At 49.8% G+C, this 19,496-nt stretch carries 15 protein-coding genes and 2 pseudogenes; 12 read left to right on the forward strand and 5 right to left on the reverse strand.

What is annotated here, in order from left to right:
- Window positions 1-22: 22 nt before the first annotated feature.
- The 3 genes from sucC to DYH27_RS05305 all read left to right on the forward strand — a co-directional run bounded on the left by sucC (window position 23) and on the right by DYH27_RS05305 (window position 3,657).
- On the forward strand, window positions 23-1,162 hold the full coding sequence (sucC, locus tag DYH27_RS05295; RefSeq protein ID WP_025067374.1) for an ADP-forming succinate--CoA ligase subunit beta: 1,140 nt from the start codon (window positions 23-25) through the stop codon (window positions 1,160-1,162).
- 13 nt (window positions 1,163-1,175) lie between these two features.
- Window positions 1,176-2,048, forward strand: a complete 873-nt coding sequence (gene sucD / locus DYH27_RS05300) for a succinate--CoA ligase subunit alpha (RefSeq protein ID WP_029216399.1) — start codon at window positions 1,176-1,178, stop codon at window positions 2,046-2,048.
- Window positions 2,049-2,520: 472 nt separating this feature from the next.
- Window positions 2,521-3,657 (forward strand): porin, encoded by a 1,137-nt coding sequence (locus tag DYH27_RS05305; RefSeq protein ID WP_029216400.1) that lies wholly within the window; start codon window positions 2,521-2,523, stop codon window positions 3,655-3,657.
- Window positions 3,658-3,830: 173 nt separating this feature from the next.
- Here the strand turns inward: DYH27_RS05305 and DYH27_RS05310 are convergent, their stop codons facing one another.
- Window positions 3,831-4,613, reverse strand: coding sequence for a radical SAM protein (locus DYH27_RS05310; protein ID WP_004352340.1), 783 nt, complete (start codon window positions 4,611-4,613; stop codon window positions 3,831-3,833).
- Between the two features lie 184 nt (window positions 4,614-4,797).
- Between DYH27_RS05310 and DYH27_RS05315 the strand changes: the two genes are divergently transcribed.
- The 7 genes from DYH27_RS05315 to DYH27_RS05345 all read left to right on the forward strand — a co-directional run bounded on the left by DYH27_RS05315 (window position 4,798) and on the right by DYH27_RS05345 (window position 11,763).
- Entirely contained in the window at window positions 4,798-5,676 is an 879-nt protein-coding gene (locus tag DYH27_RS05315; RefSeq protein ID WP_025067373.1) for a cell division protein FtsX, read from the forward strand.
- Between the two features lie 100 nt (window positions 5,677-5,776).
- Window positions 5,777-6,019, forward strand: coding sequence for a DUF3098 domain-containing protein (locus tag DYH27_RS05320; RefSeq protein ID WP_025067372.1), 243 nt, complete (start codon window positions 5,777-5,779; stop codon window positions 6,017-6,019).
- On the forward strand, window positions 6,019-6,879 hold the full coding sequence (locus tag DYH27_RS05325; RefSeq protein WP_025067371.1) for an undecaprenyl-diphosphate phosphatase: 861 nt from the start codon (window positions 6,019-6,021) through the stop codon (window positions 6,877-6,879). The genes DYH27_RS05320 and DYH27_RS05325 overlap by 1 nt, the downstream gene beginning before the upstream one ends.
- A gap of 23 nt (window positions 6,880-6,902) precedes the next feature.
- Window positions 6,903-7,604 (forward strand): tRNA pseudouridine(55) synthase TruB, encoded by a 702-nt coding sequence (gene truB / locus DYH27_RS05330; protein WP_025067370.1) that lies wholly within the window; start codon window positions 6,903-6,905, stop codon window positions 7,602-7,604.
- A 17-nt stretch (window positions 7,605-7,621) separates the two neighbouring features.
- On the forward strand, window positions 7,622-8,806 hold the full coding sequence (locus DYH27_RS05335) for an S-adenosylmethionine:tRNA ribosyltransferase-isomerase (RefSeq protein ID WP_004352368.1): 1,185 nt from the start codon (window positions 7,622-7,624) through the stop codon (window positions 8,804-8,806).
- 1 nt (window position 8,807) lies between these two features.
- Complete coding sequence (folK, locus tag DYH27_RS05340; RefSeq protein ID WP_004352374.1) at window positions 8,808-9,218, forward strand: 2-amino-4-hydroxy-6-hydroxymethyldihydropteridine diphosphokinase; 411 nt, start codon at window positions 8,808-8,810, stop codon at window positions 9,216-9,218.
- Between the two features lie 112 nt (window positions 9,219-9,330).
- Window positions 9,331-11,763 (forward strand): C10 family peptidase, encoded by a 2,433-nt coding sequence (locus DYH27_RS05345; RefSeq protein WP_025067369.1) that lies wholly within the window; start codon window positions 9,331-9,333, stop codon window positions 11,761-11,763.
- 301 nt (window positions 11,764-12,064) lie between these two features.
- On the opposite strand, the gene rpsO is transcribed toward DYH27_RS05345, so the two are convergent.
- Window positions 12,065-12,340 carry a 30S ribosomal protein S15 gene (gene rpsO / locus DYH27_RS05350; protein WP_004352334.1) on the reverse strand — a complete coding sequence of 92 codons (276 nt, stop codon included), beginning with the start codon at window positions 12,338-12,340 and terminating at the stop codon, window positions 12,065-12,067.
- Between the two features lie 204 nt (window positions 12,341-12,544).
- Between rpsO and typA the strand changes: the two genes are divergently transcribed.
- Window positions 12,545-14,347: a translational GTPase TypA gene (gene typA / locus DYH27_RS05355; protein WP_004352346.1), complete on the forward strand. Its 1,803-nt coding sequence runs from the start codon at window positions 12,545-12,547 to the stop codon at window positions 14,345-14,347.
- A gap of 63 nt (window positions 14,348-14,410) precedes the next feature.
- Window positions 14,411-15,049 (forward strand): annotated as a pseudogene (locus DYH27_RS05360) (IS982 family transposase); the annotation flags it as partial.
- Window positions 15,050-15,209: 160 nt separating this feature from the next.
- On the opposite strand, the gene DYH27_RS05365 reads toward DYH27_RS05360, so the two are convergent.
- The 3 genes and pseudogenes from DYH27_RS05365 to DYH27_RS05375 form a co-directional block, all read right to left on the reverse strand.
- Window positions 15,210-17,984 (reverse strand): fimbrillin family protein, encoded by a 2,775-nt coding sequence (locus DYH27_RS05365; protein ID WP_051132064.1) that lies wholly within the window; start codon window positions 17,982-17,984, stop codon window positions 15,210-15,212.
- 95 nt (window positions 17,985-18,079) lie between these two features.
- Window positions 18,080-18,280, reverse strand: coding sequence for a hypothetical protein (locus DYH27_RS05370; RefSeq protein WP_029216696.1), 201 nt, complete (start codon window positions 18,278-18,280; stop codon window positions 18,080-18,082).
- Window positions 18,281-18,321: 41 nt separating this feature from the next.
- A pseudogene (locus DYH27_RS05375) lies at window positions 18,322-18,960 on the reverse strand (IS982 family transposase); the annotation flags it as partial.
- Window positions 18,961-19,496 lie beyond the last annotated feature (536 nt).

Here is a 19,496-nt window from a genome sequence, read left to right on the forward strand (position 1 = left end):
TTATAATTTAAAACCAAATCTTATGAAGGTACATGAATACCAGGCAAAGAAATTCTTTGCAAGTTATGGACTTCCGGTGGACCGCAACATCGTTTGCAAGACTCCCGAAGAAGCTGTGGCTGCCTACAAGCAGTTAGGTGTTGAGAAAGCCGTGGTGAAAGCACAGGTTCACACGGGTGGACGAGGGAAAGCCGGCGGCGTGAAGCTCGGAAGCAACGAAGCCGAAATCCGGCAGCATGCCGAAGCCATCCTGGGCATGAACATCAAGGGTTTTGTCGTTGACAGAGTTCTCGTCAGCGAAGCTGTTGACATTGCATCGGAATACTATATGAGTATTCTCGTCGACCGCAAGTCAAAGTGTCCGATGCTGATGCTGAGCCGGGCGGGAGGCATGGACATTGAACAGGTTGCCAAGGAAACACCGGAGAAAATAGAGAAAATCGTCATCGACCCCGTTGTCGGCATGAGCGATTACCTTGCACGTGAGGCGGCTTTCAAGCTCTTCGACAACATGGCACAGGTGAAGCAGGCTGTACCTATCTTCAAGAACATCTATAGACTATTCACCGAAAAAGATGCCTCTCTGGCTGAAATCAACCCGCTGGTCATGCTGAAGGACGGCACGCTGAAAGCCATCGATGCCAAAATGACCTTCGACGACAATGCCCTCTTCCGCCACCCGGACGTTGCCTCGCTCTTCGAACCAACCGCTGAGGAACGCAAGGAGCGTGAAGCCAAGGACAAGGGATTCAGCTACGTGAACCTGGGCGGAAGCATCGGATGTATGGTGAACGGTGCCGGACTTGCCATGGCGACCATGGACATGATCAAGCTATATGGCGGCGAACCGGCCAACTTCCTTGACATCGGCGGCAGTTCCAACCCCGAGAAGATTGTCGAGGCCATGAAACTTCTCCTGAGCGACGGGCACGTAAAGGTGGTGCTGATCAATATCTTCGGCGGTATCACACGCTGCGACGACGTTGCCAACGGGCTCCTCGAGGCCTTCAAGGTAATCAAGACAGACATTCCTATCGTCATCCGCCTGACGGGGACCAACGAAGCCGAAGGCAGAGCCATCCTCGAAGGTACTCACTTCACCGTCGGCACCAGCATGGCCGATGCAGGACACAAGGCAGTAGAACTGAGCAAAAAACTTTAAAAACACAAAAGCTATGAGTATTCTGATCAACAAAGATACCAAATTAATCGTACAGGGTATTACAGGTCGCGACGGCAGTTTCCACGCATCAAAGATGAAAGAATATGGTACTAACGTGGTGGGCGGCACCTCTCCCGGAAAAGCCGGTCAGGAGGTCAGCGGCATCCCTGTGTTCAACACCGTAAAGGAAGCTGTGGCAGCAACCGGTGCCAACACATCCATCATTTTCGTCCCTGCACCTTTCGCAAAGGATGCCATGCTCGAAGCGATTGACGGCGGCATAGAACTCGTCATCTGCATCACCGAGGGCGTTCCTACTCTTGATGCCGTTGCCGCACAGCGTTATGCAAGGATAAAAGGGGTGAAGGTCATCGGTCCGAACTGCCCGGGATTGATTTCTCCGGAGGAGAGCATGGCAGGAATCATGCCTACCAATATCTTCAAGAAAGGACATACAGGCGTGATCAGCCGCAGCGGTACACTTACCTACGAGGTCGTCTACAACCTCACACAGGCTGGTCTGGGACAGTCTACGGCAGTCGGTGTAGGCGGCGACCCGGTCGTGGGGCTTTACTTTGAAGACCTGCTCCGTATGTTCCAGGACGACCCCGAGACGGACAGCATTGCACTCATCGGAGAAATCGGCGGCGATGCAGAAGAACGTGCAGCCAGATTCATCAAGGAGCATGTAACAAAGCCTGTGGCAGTGTTCATCTCCGGCCAGCAGGCTCCTCCGGGCAAGCAGATGGGCCATGCCGGAGCCATCATCTCAAGCGGTTCGGGCTCTGCAAGTGAGAAAATCGCTGCCTTCGAGGCTGTCGGTGTACCGGTAGCACGTGAGACAAGTGAAATCCCGGAGCTGTTGAAGAGACAGCTGGGCAAGTGAACAAATAGATTTCCCCGACCGTCATGATAAGACGGTAATGAGAAATACATCCATGACGGATTCCCACCATGGGGCAGCACAGCAGGCTGACCATGGTGGGATTTTTCATGGAGTTGACCTATCATGAACTGTCGGACAGGACACGGAATGAAAATCCCCGGGCCTCGGGACACCTGTTCCCGACCGGTCGGGAACAGGTGTCCCGAGGCCCGGGAAGCATAGTCCCAAGCGATTGGGAACAATAGGCACAAGACTTGACTTTGACATCATCCTGACTGATATTTGTCCGACACTCTGTTTAACACCCGGACACATTTGGCCGTCTTCTTCTTCCGCTCTGCATTACAAAGACCATCACAGGATAAAAAAGACAGGTAATATTTTGTTTTTACTTGATAAAACGCTATCTTTGCACCATAGACATTGAGAATTCCGACCTGAAATCATATAATCATTACCTAAATATAGAGTCATGAGAAAAACAATTCTTCTTACAGCAATGGTGCTATGTTCAGCCTTCGGCTATACGCAGACACCGAAGTGGATCAATAATGTCAGGCTGTCCGGCTTTGGTATCGTGCAATACCAGTACAACGGACTGCACAACGGAAAGACCGACAAGTCGAACACTTTCAATCTGCGTCTGGGACGTATCTCGCTCGACGGGCGCATCCTTGACGACTGGTACTGGAAAGCACAGCTGCAGTTCAACGGCAACACATCCACGTTGGGAACGTCGCCGCGCATGGTAGACCTCTTCGCCGAATGGCAGAAATACGACTTCCTCCGTGTGAAAGCGGGACAGTTCAAGAATCCCTTTACCTTCGACAATCCGATTCATCCTATTGACCAGGGATTTATGAGCGTGGCACAGAGCGTACTGAAACTGGCCGGCTTCTCCGACAGGGCTGGGGCACACCCCTCCAACGGCCGTGACATCGGCATACAGATACAGGGCGACTTCCTGAAGAACAAGGCAGGCAGAAACCTCGTTCACTATCAGGTGGGAGTGTTCGACGGACAGGGCATCAACGTGAAGGATGTAGACCAGCAGAAGAACCTTATCGGCGGCGTATGGATAATGCCCGTAGAGGGAATGCGGCTGGGCTGGTTCGGCTGGACGGGATCATACGCCAGGAAAGGATACTGGACAGATGAGGCCGGCAATCCCCAGACCGGCGTACGCAGCCTGCAACAGCGCCGTTATGCTTTCTCGGCTGAATACAAAACGAATGACTGGACGGTCCGTTCAGAGTTCGTCCATTCCACAGGTTATGCTTTCGCAAAGACACTGAGCCATACGGATGACGCTGCTGCCAGTGACTGCAACCTCAGTGCTGACGGCAACAAGGCACAGGGTGTCTATGCCCTGGTCATCGCACCGATCATTCCCGGAAAGTTCCATGCCAAGGCACGCTACGATATGTACCAGCCATCGGACGGGGCGCAGAAACAACGCACACAGTACGATCTGGGACTTGACTACGAATTCAACAAGAACCTTGAAATAAGTGGTATTTATTCCTATGTCCACGATCGTTCCCAGCACATCCCAATGGGACATCCCGATTACTCAATGTTTGACCTGGAATTAAGTTTCCGCTTCTAAACTTGTGATGTCAAGCCAAACGGCCGTATGACCAATATTGTCCGCGGGCAACGCTTGCCTATACATCAGGCAAGTGTTACCTGCATTGTGAGCAGGATTGTATATCCATATCAACGTATAACAGATAAAGAAAAGATGCCTGTTGGAGGCTGTATGCCAGGCAGCAGACATGATCAATACGATGCAGTACAGGGTATCCCCAATGCAACAACACGGTCGCGGATAGCATCCAGTTCCTCATGTGTTGCCTTGCGGAGAAAACGGTCGGGAGTCTCGCGGTCGATAGTGTAAATCATAACCTCTCGAGGGGCTATCTCCTTGACGGCTTCAAGCCATGGAGCGATGAAAGATTCAGAGGTGTTGTCAACATCTTCCCCACCCTCAGTTGTACCTTTCAGGAACATTGTCTGGATAATGGCCTGCCCATTGAAAGCCTTGATGCCGGCAATGATACGGTTCACGTCGTAGGACGGCTGGACAGGACGGTCCACCTTGTTTATATAACCGGGGCTGATGGTGTCGAGCTTCAGGATGTTGTTGTCCACTTTCGAAAGTGCCTCGTGTATCTTCGGACGATGGATGAAGGTAGAATTGCTGAGGACGGAAATCTTCGCCTGCGGGCAGTATTCGTTGCGCAGGCGGATGGTATCGTCGATGATTTCAGCAAAATGAGGATGCGATGTCGGCTCTCCATTGCCGGCGAAAGTCAGCACGTCAGGGTGTACGTTCTCCCGCAGCATCTCTTTCAGCTTCGCTTCCAGCGCCTTGGCAACGACTTCACGGGCGGGATGAGGGGTCTTCGTCTTATGGTCATTGTTGAAGCCGCATTCACAGTAAATGCAGTCGAAGGTGCATATCTTTCCGTCTGCCGGCATCAGGTTGATACCCAGCGAAATGCCCAGGCGACGGCTATGGACGGGACCGAAAATGGGGGAAGGATAGATGATCGTACTCATTTCATTTTCATTTAAGATGTGAAAGACGAGGGATATGCATGCAAAGATAAAACAAATAAATTACATCGTTGAGCTATGGCAAAGGAAAAGTAAAAGCAAGTCTAAATAAACTATAAATTCTTTTGCCGTTCTTTTATTTTGCTGTATCTTTGCAGCAATTTCGGTGTATTACATCTTTTCGGAAATGGCAAAAAGAAGAAACAAAGCCCGCAGCCATCACAGCCTGCAGGTCGTTACACTATGTATCAGTACGGCAATGGTTCTGATGCTGATTGGCATGGTCGTACTGACAGGCTTCACCAGTCGCAATCTCAGTTCTTATGTAAAGGAGAACCTCACCATCACGATGATTCTCCAGCCAGATATGAGTACGGAAGAGAGTGCCGCACTCTGTCAGCGCGTGCGCTCGTTGCATTACATCAACAGCCTCAATTTCGTCAGCAAGGAACAGGCTTTGAAAGAGGGGACACGCGAACTGGGAGCCAACCCTGCCGAATTTGCCGGGGAGAACCCATTCACCGGGGAGATAGAAATACAGTTGAAAGCCAATTATGCCAACAACGATTCCATCAGGAATGTTGTCCAGGAGCTGCGTACCTATCGTGGCGTAAGCGACATCACTTATCCGCAGAGTCTGGTAGAGAGCGTAAACCACACACTTGGCAAAATCAGTCTGGTACTGCTGGTGATTGCCGTTCTGCTTACGATTGTTTCTTTCTCTTTGATAAACAATACCATTCGCCTGAGCATCTATGCACGTCGCTTTTCCATCCATACGATGAAACTCGTGGGAGCATCATGGAATTTCATCCGTGCCCCGTTCCTGCGCCGTGCCGTGCTGGAGGGTCTGGTCTCCGCCCTGCTGGCCATCGTCGTGCTGGGTGTCGGAATATGTTTCCTCTATGATTACGAGCCGGACATTACAAAGGTGCTGTCATGGGGGGCACTGGTCATAACGGCAGCTGTCATGCTGGCTTTCGGCGTTCTTATAGCCGTTTTCTGCTCATGGCTATCAGTAAACAGATTCCTTCGCATGAAAGCCGGCGACCTGTATAAAATATGAACCAAAAGTAAAAAGGTAAAAGAAGAAAAGGCTGACCATCATCGCCTATCATCACTTATCCCCCTTCCTCCTATCATCGCCTATCATCGCCTAAGAAAATATGAACAAAAGAAATTTAGCTTTCGGAAAGGCCAACTTCATCCTGTTGGCAGTCGGTATCGCCATTGTCGTCATCGGATTCATCCTTATGAGCGGCGGTTCCTCTAACGAGACTGTTTTCGACCCGAGCATATTCAGTACACGGCACATCAAGGTTGCGCCGGTCGTGACCTTCATCGGGTTCGTCTCCATCATCGGTGCAATACTCTATCAGCCGAAAACGCCTAAAGACGTGGAGGTATAATGACTCTTCTACAGACCATCATCATCTCCATCGTCGAAGGACTGACAGAATTCCTTCCTGTGTCCTCGACAGGACACTTGATCATCACACAGAATCTTATGGGTGTGCAGCAGGGCGATGCTTTCGTCCATGCCTTCACATTCATCATCCAGTTCGGTGCCATCCTCTCCGTAGTATGCCTGTACTGGAGACGGTTCTTCCACATTGACCATACACCTGTACCAGCCGACTGCAAGTCGCCCTTTCTCAGGATGATACATCCTGTCCGGTTCTACTGGCTGCTTTTTGTGGGCGTGCTGCCGGCTGTTGTCATCGGTATGGCTGCAAAGAAGAGCGGACTGCTCGACTGGCTGCTCGACTCTGTATGGGTCGTAGCGGTAATGCTTGTCGTGGGCGGTGTGTTCATGCTTTTCTGTGACAGAATTTTCAACAAGGGCAAGGAGGAGAACAGAGTAAACGAGAAAAGAGCCTTCAACATTGGTCTGTTCCAGTGCCTGTCGGTCATTCCTGGAACAAGCCGCTCAATGGCAACCATCGTAGGAGGCATGGCAAACGGGCTGACACGGAGGCGGGCAGCAGAGTTCTCATTCTTCCTGGCCGTACCGACTATGGCGGGTGCGACCTTGCTCGACCTGCTCGACCTGCTGAAAGAAGACGGTTCCTGGGCTACGGCACATAACCTGACAATGCTGGCTGTAGGCTGTATTGTTTCGTTTGTCGTTGCGCTGCTGGCCATGAAGTGGTTTGTGAACTTCCTGGCGAAGTATGGCTTCAGGTGGTTCGGCTGGTATCGTATCATCGTGGGAGTCGTCATCCTTGTGATGCTGCTCTCCGGTATGTCACTGAACATGGTTGACTGAATTTTCACCTACAATATATTCTGATGAACTTCAAGGAAGGAGTAGTTATTCCCATCGACAAACCCTATGGAATCACAAGTTTCAAGGCTTTGGCACACATACGCTATCTTTGCACACAGGCAAACGACGGAAAGGTGAAAATCGGCCATGCCGGAACACTTGATCCCCTGGCAACAGGTGTCCTCATCCTGGCTACAGGAAAGATGACCAAGCAGATAGAAACCCTGCAAGCACACACGAAGGAATATACGGCGACATTCCAGTTAGGTGCGACTACTCCAAGCTATGACATGGAGCATGAAGTGAACGGGACTTTCCCGACGGAACACATCACACGTGAACTGATTGACGAGACCCTACCACGATTCGTAGGCGACATAGAACAGATACCTCCAACGTACAGTGCGGTGAAAGTAGACGGGAAACGCGCCTTCAACTACCGCAGGAACGGAGAAGAGGTGACGCTGAAGCCCAAACATATCCATATTGACGAGATAGAAGTGCTGGACTTTGACACAGCAAAAATGCGGATCAGACTCCGTATAGTCTGCGGTAAAGGAACCTATATCCGGGCATTGGCACGTGATTTCGGGCGTGCCGTGAACAGCGGAGCCTATCTCACGGCATTGCGCCGCACACGTGTCGGAGACGTGCGGGTAGAAAATTGCATCAGTTACGACCAGTTCGACAACTGGCTCCAGCAGCAGAAAATTGAAAAACAATAAACTTCCCAAATAGCAATATGAAGCTTTCACAGTTTAAATTCAACCTGCCCAAAGAGCAGGTAGCCTTGTACCCACATTCATCCGACCGTGTACTCACACGCAGCGATGGCAGTACACAGACCTTTACGGTCACGCGCCGGGACGAAGGTCGCCTGATGGTACTCCACCGCACATCCGGCAAGATTGATATGTTCAAGGGGGAAGTCAAGGGTGAACCAAAGGAAACGGATTTCATCCGTTTCAAGGATGTGCTCAGCTACTTCGATGAGGGGGATGCCTTCATCTTCAATGACACGAAGGTATTTCCTGCCCGCCTGTACGGAACGAAGGAGAAAACAGATGCGAAGATAGAGGTGTTCCTGCTCCGCGAGCTGAACCAGGAGATGCGGCTCTGGGACGTACTGGTCGAGCCGGCACGTAAAATCCGTATCGGCAACAAGCTCTTCTTCGACGAGTCCGGCACGATGGTGGCAGAAGTCATCGACAACACAACCTCCCGTGGCCGCACGCTCCGTTTCCTCTACGACTGTCCGCACGATGAGTTCAAGCGTGAGCTGTATGCACTGGGAGAAGCTCCGTTGCCGCGTTACATCATAGACAACCGCCCGAAAGAGAAAGGGGAAGAGTTTGCCCATGCCACAGCTGACGATATGGAGAATTTCCAGTCGGTTTTTGCAAAGAACGAGGGGGCTGTTTCCGCACCGGGTACCAACATCCATTTCTCTGAACACATGATGAAGATGATGGACATCCGCGGCATTAAAAAAGCCTTTATCACCCTGCATTGCGGTCTGGGGACTTTCCATGACATCGAGGTAGAAGACCTGACAAAGCACAAAATGGACTCCGAAGAGATGCACATCAATGCCGATGCCTGCCGCATTGCAAACAGTGCCAAGCAGGCAGGACATCATCTCTGTGCCGTTGGTGCGAGCGTTGTAAAGGCGACGGAGACGGCAGTGGGAACAGATGGCATGCTGAAAGAATACGATGGCTGGACAAATGAATTCATCTTCCCGCCCTACAACTTCGGCTTTGCCGACTCCATGCTGGTCAACTTCTATCATCCTTATTCTACATTACTGATGGAGACAGCTGCCTTCGGCGGCTACGACCTCGTGATGGAGGCATATGACAAAGCGGTAAAAAACGGCTATATGTTCGGTTGTTTCGGCGACTCCCTGTTGATTCTCAACGATTGATATGCACACAGTTTACTTGGCACTCGGCACAAACCTTGGCGACAGGAAGGCCATCATGCACGAGGCGATAGAACGAATCGAAAACAAGATTGGCACAGTCCTGCGCCAATCTTCTTTTTATGAGACAGAGCCCTGGGGATTCGAGAGCCCCAACCGCTTCCTCAATGCCTGCGTATGTGTTTCAACACCCCTTGCCCCCCGGCAGCTGCTTGAGACATCACAGGAGATAGAACGTGAAATGGGCAGGACGAAGAAAACAGTCAATGCACAATACACCGACCGTATCATTGACGTGGACATCCTGCTTTATGACAAGCTAAGTACCCATGAACCAGACCTTATCATTCCCCACCCGCTCATGCAGGAACGTGAATTTGTAATGACCCCATTAAAAGAAATATGGGAAGAATAACTTATCTACACAAAGAGAAGCAGACTTGGCCTACCCTTTCAACCTCTTCCAAATTCCTACAAACTGATTTTTAATATAACAAACCAATAGATTTGGCTAACAGAATAAACAAATGAAGAAGATATTTTTAGCACTGACTTTGTTTGCAAACATCCTTTTCGCTAACGCTAACCCGATTACGGAAGAACAGGCCTTAAAGATCGCATCCAAATATATCAACAATCCGAAACTCACAGACAACACACCCCAGACACGCTCATCAGAAACGCATGAACAGCCTGCATATTATCTGTTTACAAATTCTAACGATAAGAAATTCGTCATCATATCAGGCGAAAACAGGCTGAATGAAGTTGTTGCTTACGGAAATTGTAAGTCGAACGATGTCAACAGTCAGTCAACTTACGTCACCCAATTCTTAAAAGACTATGAACGCATAGTGAAAGCTGTGCGAACCAATGTTCTACAAGTACCTCAGAAACAGGGCCCGATCAAGCGGAGAGTAGAGCCATTACTCACTTGCAAGTGGAGTCAATACTACCCTTTCAATAAATACACACCGGTTATCAGCAGCCGGACAACACCTACCGGATGCGTTGCAACAGCTACCGCACAGTTAATGTTCTATCATAAGTGGCCCCAGAATCGCCCAACCGACTATGTAGCAACTACGGGAGATGAAGCAAGGAAAAGTACAACTTATTGGTGGAATGACATGAAGAATACTGTTGCGGAGATGCGCTCAGACCGTTCAGCACAAGCAGTCGGTGTCTTGATGCGTGATATTGGCAAAGCTGTCAGGATGAGATACTATCACAGAGGAAGCGACTCTAATTTGCAATACGCCTGCAATGCCCTTCGACACACATTCAATTATACAGTGAAGTTCCTTGATAAAGACTTCCTGCCTGCAAACGAGTTCCACAATGAGGTGGTGAAAGAAATATCTGAAGGGTATCCTCTTTTAGTTGCAGGAGGCAACCACGCTTTTGTTTTTGATGGCTATGATGAACGAGGATATATTCACATCAACTGGGGTTGGGCAGGTGAATACGATGGATATTTCGATATTAACACTGTCTATCTGAATGTTCAAGGATATGGGTTAACAGGTTCTTTCTGGGATGAAATGCAGGTCTTGTGTGTCCATCCAAACAACGGGAAAGCCACTCCTTTACCAGACATACCACGGGGATTAGACGCTCGGGCGACCACGACTTTTTCAATTGACAAAACAAAAGGGACAAGAACTGATTCCTTTATTGCCGAGATTAAAAAATTAGGAACATATAGTTCTGTTAAGGGCGAACTGGGAGTATTTACAGGAAAGGTTGGCCTTGCACTGTATGATAGTAATGACAAGCTGGTAAAAGTCTATCAAACAACAGGTACAGACCATGTTTGGGCATCCATCTTCACTTCCATGTCATTCGATGTAAACAACTTTAACTTCGACGGAGTTCCTAATGGAAACTATCGTTTAGTACCTGTTTACTCAGAGGTGCTCGATACACAGACCGAAGAGCATGGGGAATGGACACGTGTCAACCATACCAATGAGATGCAAGTACAGCTGACAGACAATGAAGTGAATATCGAAACAGATAATCCAAAAGACATCGTTGTGATGGAGAAAGCACCAAGCCTACTTGCTCCGTTCTATTTTGACTCTGGAAATTACGCTGCTTTCAGTTTCACCATGTACAACCCTGGACGAGAAGAAGTGCGCGGCGACTTGGTAATGACACTTAAAAATACTGTAACAAACGAGGAATTCAATGGCTTTCTACTCACTCCAAATGTTGTGGCACAACGACTGGGAAACACTTCTTTTGCAATCAATATGCTTCCACAATACTATAATTCGGGAAGAGTCGGTGCCTTGGGAGTAGGAACCTACAAGGTAACCTTTTCCATAAGAGCCACTCGTAATGGCTCGGACGTGCTGATACCTGTTACAATGAAGCAACCTTTCGAGATAGAAGTGCTGCCACATAATGATGAAGGTACAATTGAATTTAATTATGTTGACTTCTTAGCGGATGGCAAGGACGCAAACTATACAACCTTTGAACTCAACAAAACAAAAGAGATAGGCCTGCAAGTCCATTCAAGAGTCAGTGGATATCAAATCAGAAATGGTTATCGCGGACCCATCTACTATCGCCTGCTCGATCTGACAAACAGCAGATGGATTGATTTAGGTGCTGTCAACAACGTATACCTACCTTGTGATGCTGCAAATAATGCAACCCAGACACGTATCACCTTCCCTACATCTAAGTTAGAAGCCAATCACACTTACGAAGTACACATAGATGTCGAACGAAAAGGAAAACGTCAGGATGTGTGGAATACGCTTGCAATGCGTCATGTATTTTATACTATCGACGAGTTGAGACCTGCAGGAATCGACTTCTCAAAAAATGATAATAAAACCTCAAATGCCATCTTCTCCCTACAAGGTATTCGTCTTCAACAGTCATGGAAAGATCTGCCAAAAGGAATTTATATCATTGATGGAAAGAAAGCAATAAAAAGATAAAGAGGTCCATCCAGAACTCGGGATGATAAAGTCTATCCACTATAAGGGAAAACCTTTACACCTTTCACAATATAAGTTCATTTTTCTTTTGCTGTCATTTTTAACATTCTTCGTAAACATTCTGTAAATCATCAGCTTATATGATTGCGAAGAGTGATAGAAGTGACAGGAAAAGACGTTTGAAGAACATGACAATATGCCCCGAATGCAAAATGCTGTATAGACTAAATGAAAAAAGGTAAGAAAGAGAAGCCTAAAAAACGCTTCATCTTTCCTACCTTTTATTTTGCTGCCGGCGATCTTACTTGCGGAGACCCAGTGCCTTTACAATGGCACGGTAACGGTTGACGTCACGGTCGTAGAGATAGTCGAGCAGAGCACGGCGCTTGCCTACGAGCTGCGTCAGCGAACGAGTCGTAACATAGTCTTTATGGTGCTTCTTCACGTGCTCGGTCAAGTGCTTGATACGATAAGTGAAAAGCGCAATCTGACTCTCTGCAGAACCCGTGTCTGTCGTGTTCTGTGCCTTGCCGTACTGTGCGAAAATTTCCTCTTTCTTGGTCTTGTCTAAATACATGCTTTTGTTTTGATTAATGTGACTTGCTATTACATCTTTCCGTCGTTAGCCGCCTTAATCACAACGGGTTACGACCTCAAATGCATCGGACTCTCCGAAAATGCTGTGCAAAGTTACAACTTTTTATTGGAACGACAAGCGATTTCCATTTTTTATTCGTAATTTTGCACCGTAATTAAGCGTAAGTTTTTTTAAGGTAGATAAATGCAAGACATTCGTAACATCGCAGTTATTGCGCATGTCGACCACGGAAAGACAACCCTGGTTGACAAGATGATGCTCGCTGGCAAACTTTTCCGTGACGGACAGGACAACAGCGGTGAAGTTCTCGACTCCAATGACTTGGAGCGCGAACGAGGGATAACAATTCTGAGCAAGAACGTAAGTATCAACTGGAAAGGAGTCAAAATCAATATTCTCGATACACCGGGACACTCCGACTTCGGCGGTGAAGTGGAACGTGTGCTGAACATGGCAGACGGCTGCCTGCTGCTGGTAGACGCTTTTGAAGGGCCGATGCCGCAGACACGCTTCGTGCTGCAGAAGGCTTTGCAGCTCGGATTGAAGCCAGTGGTTGTCATCAACAAGGTTGACAAGCCCAACTGTCGGCCGGAAGAAGTCTATGAGATGGTATTCGACCTCATGTGCGACCTCAATGCCACGGAAGAACAGCTGGACTTCCCTGTCGTCTACGGTTCGGCCAAGAACGGCTGGATGGGGGCAGACTGGAAGAAGCCGACGGACAACATTGAATACCTGCTCGACCTTATCCTTGAGGCCATCCCTGCACCGAAGCAGCTGGAGGGAACGCCGCAGATGCTGATCACCTCACTGGACTATTCAAGCTATACAGGACGCATCGCCGTAGGCCGTGTACACCGCGGCACACTGAAAGACGGGCAGAACATCACCATCTGTCACCGCGACGGCACACAGGAACGCACGAAAATCAAGGAACTCCATACTTTCGAGGGTATGGGGCACAAGAAAACGGACCATGTGGATTCCGGCGACATCTGTGCCGTAATCGGTCTGGAGAAATTCGAGATCGGCGACACCATTGCCGACTTCGACAATCCGGAGCCACTGCCGCCCATCGCCGTGGATGAGCCGACGATGAGCATGCTCTTCACCATCAACGACTCTCCCTTCTTCGGCAAAGAGGGAAAGTTCTGTACTTCCCGCCACATCAGTGAACGCCTGAACAAGGAACTGGAGAAAAACCTTGCCCTGCGTGTCCGCCCGGTGGAAGGTTCCATGGACAAGTGGATTGTCAGCGGACGCGGTGTGCTCCACCTTTCCGTTCTCGTCGAGACAATGCGCCGTGAGGGCTACGAGCTGCAGGTGGGACAACCGCAGGTCATCTACAAAGAAATCGACGGTAAGAAATGCGAGCCTATCGAGGAGCTGACCATCAATGTGCCGACAGACTTCTCAAGCAAGATGATCGACATGGTAACACGCCGGAAGGGTGACCTGCTCGGTATGGATGCCGAAGGCGACCGTGTGAACATCACCTTCGAGATTCCGTCACGCGGCATCATCGGCCTGCGTACCAACGTGCTGACAGCCAGTCAGGGCGAGGCGATCATGGCACACCGTTTCAAGAACTACCAGCCGTTCAAGGGCGAGATTGTCCGTCGCACCAACGGCTCGATGATTGCACTTGAAAGCGGTACAGCCTACGCCTACGCTATCGACAAGCTGCAGGACCGGGGAAAGTTCTTCATAGATGCGGGAGAAGAAGTCTATGGCGGACAGGTTGTCGGCGAACACGTCCACGACAACGACCTCGTCATCAATGTTACCAAGGCAAAGCAGCTGACCAACGTCCGCGCCTCGGGGTCCGACGAGAAAGCACGTGTCATCCCCAAGACGGAAATGAGTCTGGAGGAATGTCTGGAGTATATCAAGGGCGACGAATACGTCGAGGTAACTCCGAAGAACATCCGTATGCGTAAAATCACACTTGACCATCTGGAGCGCAAACGCCAGAACAAGGAATAGAAGGCCTCATTCCCAAGGAAAACGTATCAAGATACAAGACTAACCCGTTGGCGGAATTAAAATGCAGGATTATGCGAAGACATACGAAAGAGAATCGCTGCCAAAATGGACGGTGGGGAAACTCAATTCTTCGTAGATTCCAAGCCGATAGCCGTATGCAGGGTTGCCAGAGGGAAGCGTTGCAAGATGGGGCGAATGGGAGATTTCTCACAAGCACCGGATTTCGGCTTCTGTGCATCTCAAAATATGTATTACTTTGGCTATAAACTCAATGCACTCTGTGGGTTAAGTGGGGTGATACACTCCTATGACTTGTCAAAGGCCAGCGTGCATGACCTCAATTATATGAAAGATGTCAAGCTGGTCTATCATGACTGTAACATCTATGGCGACAAGGGATATATAGGGGCTGATGTTCAACTCGATCTTTTCCAAACGGCTCACATTAGATTGGAATGTCCATATAGGCTGGACCAAAAGAATTGGAAACCAAAATTAATCCCTTTTGCCAAAGCCAGAAAAAGGATTGAAACTCTCTTCTCACAACTCACAGATCAATTTTTGGTTATCAGGAATTATGCGAAAATAACAAATGGTCTGTTTGCCCGAATAATCGGGAAAATTAGTGCGCTGACCATATTACAATATGTCAACTTTATTAATAACAAACCCATCGGAAGAATTAAATACGCACTAAATTAATTTCGCCAACGGGTTTGCTGATTACTTTTTCATTGAACTCTGGTTGGAGGGCGCGGCCGGAGAGGGGGCAAAGCCCCGAAAAAAAATATTGCCGACCGGCTTCGCCGGTATGTAAGCCTGTGGCTTTGAAGGCCACAGGCAATCAATCAAATGAATCGAATTATTCTGAGACGGGACGGACGGAGAACCCGTACGACCGCATGCTGCCGTCCTGCGGGTACACGCCGCCCGAGCCGAAGTACAGGTTGCAACCGGTGTCCGCGTCGCCCGGGACAGCCGACCAATAGTAGCCGCCGAGGCCCACGATGTCCAGCGAACCGCCGGCGTAGTAGTCGCGATAACCCGAAGCGGGGAAATATACGGTGGCATCGGGAGAAGTGATTTTGTTGTTGAAGTTCCAACCCATGTCCCAAGCACCGCTGACGTTCCATTCGGATGGTGTATTGCTGTTGTTACCCATAGTAGTGAAGCCGGTGAAAGCGTTGGAGGCAGGCATCTTGAAACCTGCGGGGCAGGGATCATAGACGGTCTTGACCACGGCATTGTCATTGAAACCGGTTGTGGTGTTGTCCATCGACCAGAGGTTGTACTGACTGTAACCGCTATACCAAGTTGAGCCATCAGTGTAGAAAGTCTCGGGATGCTGGATACCGTTCGTGACGGACATATTATTGCCGCCGTTCTTGTTGAAAGTGCCTTCAAGAACATCATCTGTTCCAGGGAGCGCATCCTTGCGACCGAACTGGTAGAGAGTGGAGGAAATCTCCTTGACGCTGCCGGGCTCCTGCTCAATAGTAATAGTAGCATGCTGCTTGCCGGGTGTTTTCTGACCAACCGCCTGCTCAAACTTGACCTTGACGATACGGTTTTTATCGTAGATAGAGCCGTCCCATTTGAGGTAGGCGAAACCGAGCGTCTGCTTGGTGAAGTTGTAGTCCTTATTTTGGTAGTTGGTGTATTTCACGGTCTCAAGTACATCCTTGTGGTCGAACCACAGATGCCAAGACCACATGATAGTGCCGGCAGCGTTCTTCACGGCGATGACGGCGTTACCGTTTTTGATCTTGTCGGCGGGAACGTGGAAGTTGAGATAAGAGTTCTGACCGCTGCCTGTTACCGAAAGGCTGGACGCCTCCACGATGCCGCTCTGGTCGGTCCACACGATGCTGGCCTGCGTGGCAGGATTGCCGGAGTTCTGCACGTTGATGTAGGGAGAGGTGATGTTCGCTCCGGCATGGTCCTTGAAGTTTTTCAGAATATAAGTACTTGTGTTCGAGGTCTGATAGGAGCTGCTGTTGGTTGCCCCGTTCTTGATGGCGTTGCCATATACGAGCGGTATCTTGTACCAGCCCGGAGCGGAGATGAGGTAGCAGTTGGCTGTGTTACGTTGTGTGTCATTGCCCTTGAAGTCGTGCTTGGACAGGTCGTAGGGGCTGCCGGCACTGCCTTTCTGTGCGGCATCGTGCAGCACCTTGTTGTACATGGCTAAGCGGTCGGTGATGTCTTTGGTGACGGTGGCAGAGCCTGTTTCTCCGGCGGCGAGAATGCTGCCGTCGCCCTCGGTCTTGCTTAGCGAAAGCCAAGCGGGCTTGACGGTGGTTTCGGTTTCCCATGTCACGCCGCCGTCCTTGCTCTCCTGATAGCTCACCACCTTCCATTTCACGGGTTGCTGCACGAGAGGGCTTACACTGTTGTCATTGCGGTAGCTCTGCACGGTGTAGGTGCCGGCATCGGTTTGGTCGTATTTGAGCTTATTGTTGTTAGACCGCACCACAGTAAACACATAGTTCCACTTGGATTGGTCCTCTGTCAGGGCGTAGGTCTTGGTGGTGCCGGGCTTCCATGTGCCGGAGAGGGTGGAAGTGAGCACCTTGCCGTCGTTGAGGGTAACTTTCACTTGTACATTATTGCCAGTGAGTACCTGCGGGATCATGTAGAAAGTGAAGTTGTCGCCGGGCTTGCCCACGATGATGTTGTTCACAGCCTCGGCGGTGCTCACGTTCACCGAACCGTCGCCGCCAAGGGTGAAGGTGGCGGGGGTGCTAAGGCTCGACCATGCCGCACCCGCGCCGGTGGCATCGGTTGGCAGCGTGTAGTGTCCCTTGCTCATGGCATTGACAATCTCCACCTTGGTGATGGTCTTGCTCCACGAGAGGTTCTGCCCTACTTTGAAGCGCACGGCGGTGAGGGCGTGGCGGAAACGGAGGTTGGTTTCGGGGGCGACAAAACGCACGGCATAATGCACCTCACCCGAGCAGGCGGTCATGAGGTCTCGCTGGTCAGTCACTTTAGGCTCCACCTCGAAGTCAACGTATGGCACCGCGGTTCCATCCGGCGAGAGCGTGAGCTTGGCGTAGGAGACCTCCCGAGGCGACACGGCGAAGAACTTGCCGTAGGGCTGTTCCCACGACCACTGTATGGGTGTTACGAGGGTGCCGTCGGGGTTGGTGTCCGCGTTGTAGAACCACGGCGTATTGATGCTGCCGGAAGATGTGCCGCGGAAGCCGATGGTGGAGAAATGTCCCAGTTCATCAATCTTCGTGATGTTGGCGCGGGTTTGGGGCGCGTCGGTCACCTGCGCAGGGGGAGGATTCACACCTGCCGTGGTGGTCTCGATGAGGCAGGCATTGTCGGCTCCCGACACGGGGAGTTTCTGCGAGGTGAGATCCTCGGGCGTGAGGCCCTGCATGGCGAGTCCATTGGCGAAGCCCACACGGGTAACGGGACCGGCGAAGGCGCGGGTGTTGCCGGCAACGGGTGTTACCATGGCGTTTTGAGCGTCGTCCTGCGCGTTGCTCACGTTGAAGGTTACGGCTGTGCCTTTATCTCCGTCGTTCTTACCGCCGCCATTGGCGAGGTCGTCGTCGGCACAGGAGGCGAGCATGCCCAATGAGGCAAATATGCCCGACAATAATAAAAGTTTCGTTGTTTTCATTGTCTTCTTTTTTTTGTTTGCATAGTCATTAAAAAATGCACGAAAGGGGAAAAGTCTCGGACTTTACCATCCGACCATAGGGAGTGCATGCGGTGTCAGTCGTCCCATCCTTCCCACATGTTGAACTGCTTGGCACCGCTGATTTCGGTGTCATCGTCGTCCTCTTTTGGATCTTCTATGGACACTCCAGGCTGCACATTGGGGCTGGCCGCCATGATCTGCGCGTCGGCACCCACCTTGATCACTTCTGCCATAGGCCTGACATAGGGCCTTTTCTCGAATTCTTTTTTGTTCATGACCTTTTCTTTTATGTTACATTAGTTACCCGTTGGCGGAATTAATTTAGTGCGTATTTAATTCTTCCGATGGGTTTGTTATTAATAAAGTTGACATATTGTAATATGGTCAGCGCACTAATTTTCCCGATTATTCGGGCGAACAGACCATTTGTTATTTTCGCATAATTCCTGATAACCAAAAATTGATCTGTGAGTTGTGAGAAGAGAGTTTCAATCCTTTTTCTGGCTTTGGCAAAAGGGATTAATTTTGGTTTCCAATTCTTTTGGTTCAGCCTATATGGACATTCCAATCTAATGTGAGCCGTTTGGAAAAGATCGAGTTGAACATCAGCCCCTATATATCCCTTGTCGCCATAGATGTTACAGTCATGATAGACCAGCTTGACATCTTTCATATAATTGAGGTCATGCACGCTGGCCTTTGACAAGTCATAGGAGTGTATCACCCCACTTAACCCACAGAGTGCATTGAGTTTATAGCCAAAGTAATACATATTTTGAGATGCACAGAAGCCGAAATCCGGTGCTTGTGAGAAATCTCCCATTCGCCCCATCTTGCAACGCTTCCCTCTGGCAACCCTGCATACGGCTATCGGCTTGGAATCTACGAAGAATTGAGTTTCCCCACCGTCCATTTTGGCAGCGATTCTCTTTCGTATGTCTTCGCATAATCCTGCATTTTAATTCCGCCAACGGGTAAGACTACGATTTGACAACTTCCAAGCTGTAAGTCGGGACTCTTTAAAAGAAAAGGAAAGCCCATTTCTCTACTCACAAACGAGTTTTGAAATGGGCTTTTCTTATTGGGCCGTTTCAGGCTGCAAGACTTTCAAAAAGGTATCTGTATGTCGGCTATATGGTAGCGGAAGGAATGAACCGGGCTTCCCTGCAGATGTGCCGATGCCCGTCACTTATGGAGTTGATGGTAAACACCAGTCGTGCTGACGGCCCGCTCCTTGCCATACATTGCCGGGGAGGGGGCAGCTTGCAGCTGAGGAAGACAGCCGGTAAACCTTATTCGATCAGGAGGGCTACTTACCGAAAACAATGCGAGACCGTTTAAAAGATCTGTTTAAAAGAGTTTATGTATAGGATATCATGCTGTTTGGATTTTATCGAGCAGCATTCAATAAATATGAGTGCAGGAAAGGGAAATGAATGGACTCGGGTAAACGGTCAGTCCTGCACTTTAAAGCTATACGCCCAGAAGCAT

Source organism: Prevotella denticola, from assembly GCF_900454835.1.
Classification (GTDB): domain Bacteria; phylum Bacteroidota; class Bacteroidia; order Bacteroidales; family Bacteroidaceae; genus Prevotella; species Prevotella denticola.

What these genes read in the sequence shown, in the direction of transcription:
- sucC (WP_025067374.1), top strand. Translation starts at nt 23, where the DNA reads ATGAAGGTACATGAATACCAGGCAAAGAAATTCTTTGCAAGTTATGGA.
- sucD (WP_029216399.1), top strand. Translation starts at nt 1,176, where the DNA reads ATGAGTATTCTGATCAACAAAGATACCAAATTAATCGTACAGGGTATT.
- DYH27_RS05305 (WP_029216400.1), top strand. Translation starts at nt 2,521, where the DNA reads ATGAGAAAAACAATTCTTCTTACAGCAATGGTGCTATGTTCAGCCTTC.
- DYH27_RS05310 (WP_004352340.1), bottom strand. Translation starts at nt 4,613, where the DNA reads ATGAGTACGATCATCTATCCTTCCCCCATTTTCGGTCCCGTCCATAGC.
- DYH27_RS05315 (WP_025067373.1), top strand. Translation starts at nt 4,798, where the DNA reads ATGGCAAAAAGAAGAAACAAAGCCCGCAGCCATCACAGCCTGCAGGTC.
- DYH27_RS05320 (WP_025067372.1), top strand. Translation starts at nt 5,777, where the DNA reads ATGAACAAAAGAAATTTAGCTTTCGGAAAGGCCAACTTCATCCTGTTG.
- DYH27_RS05325 (WP_025067371.1), top strand. Translation starts at nt 6,019, where the DNA reads ATGACTCTTCTACAGACCATCATCATCTCCATCGTCGAAGGACTGACA.
- truB (WP_025067370.1), top strand. Translation starts at nt 6,903, where the DNA reads ATGAACTTCAAGGAAGGAGTAGTTATTCCCATCGACAAACCCTATGGA.
- DYH27_RS05335 (WP_004352368.1), top strand. Translation starts at nt 7,622, where the DNA reads ATGAAGCTTTCACAGTTTAAATTCAACCTGCCCAAAGAGCAGGTAGCC.
- folK (WP_004352374.1), top strand. Translation starts at nt 8,808, where the DNA reads ATGCACACAGTTTACTTGGCACTCGGCACAAACCTTGGCGACAGGAAG.
- DYH27_RS05345 (WP_025067369.1), top strand. Translation starts at nt 9,331, where the DNA reads ATGAAGAAGATATTTTTAGCACTGACTTTGTTTGCAAACATCCTTTTC.
- rpsO (WP_004352334.1), bottom strand. Translation starts at nt 12,340, where the DNA reads ATGTATTTAGACAAGACCAAGAAAGAGGAAATTTTCGCACAGTACGGC.
- typA (WP_004352346.1), top strand. Translation starts at nt 12,545, where the DNA reads ATGCAAGACATTCGTAACATCGCAGTTATTGCGCATGTCGACCACGGA.
- DYH27_RS05365 (WP_051132064.1), bottom strand. Translation starts at nt 17,984, where the DNA reads ATGAAAACAACGAAACTTTTATTATTGTCGGGCATATTTGCCTCATTG.
- DYH27_RS05370 (WP_029216696.1), bottom strand. Translation starts at nt 18,280, where the DNA reads ATGAACAAAAAAGAATTCGAGAAAAGGCCCTATGTCAGGCCTATGGCA.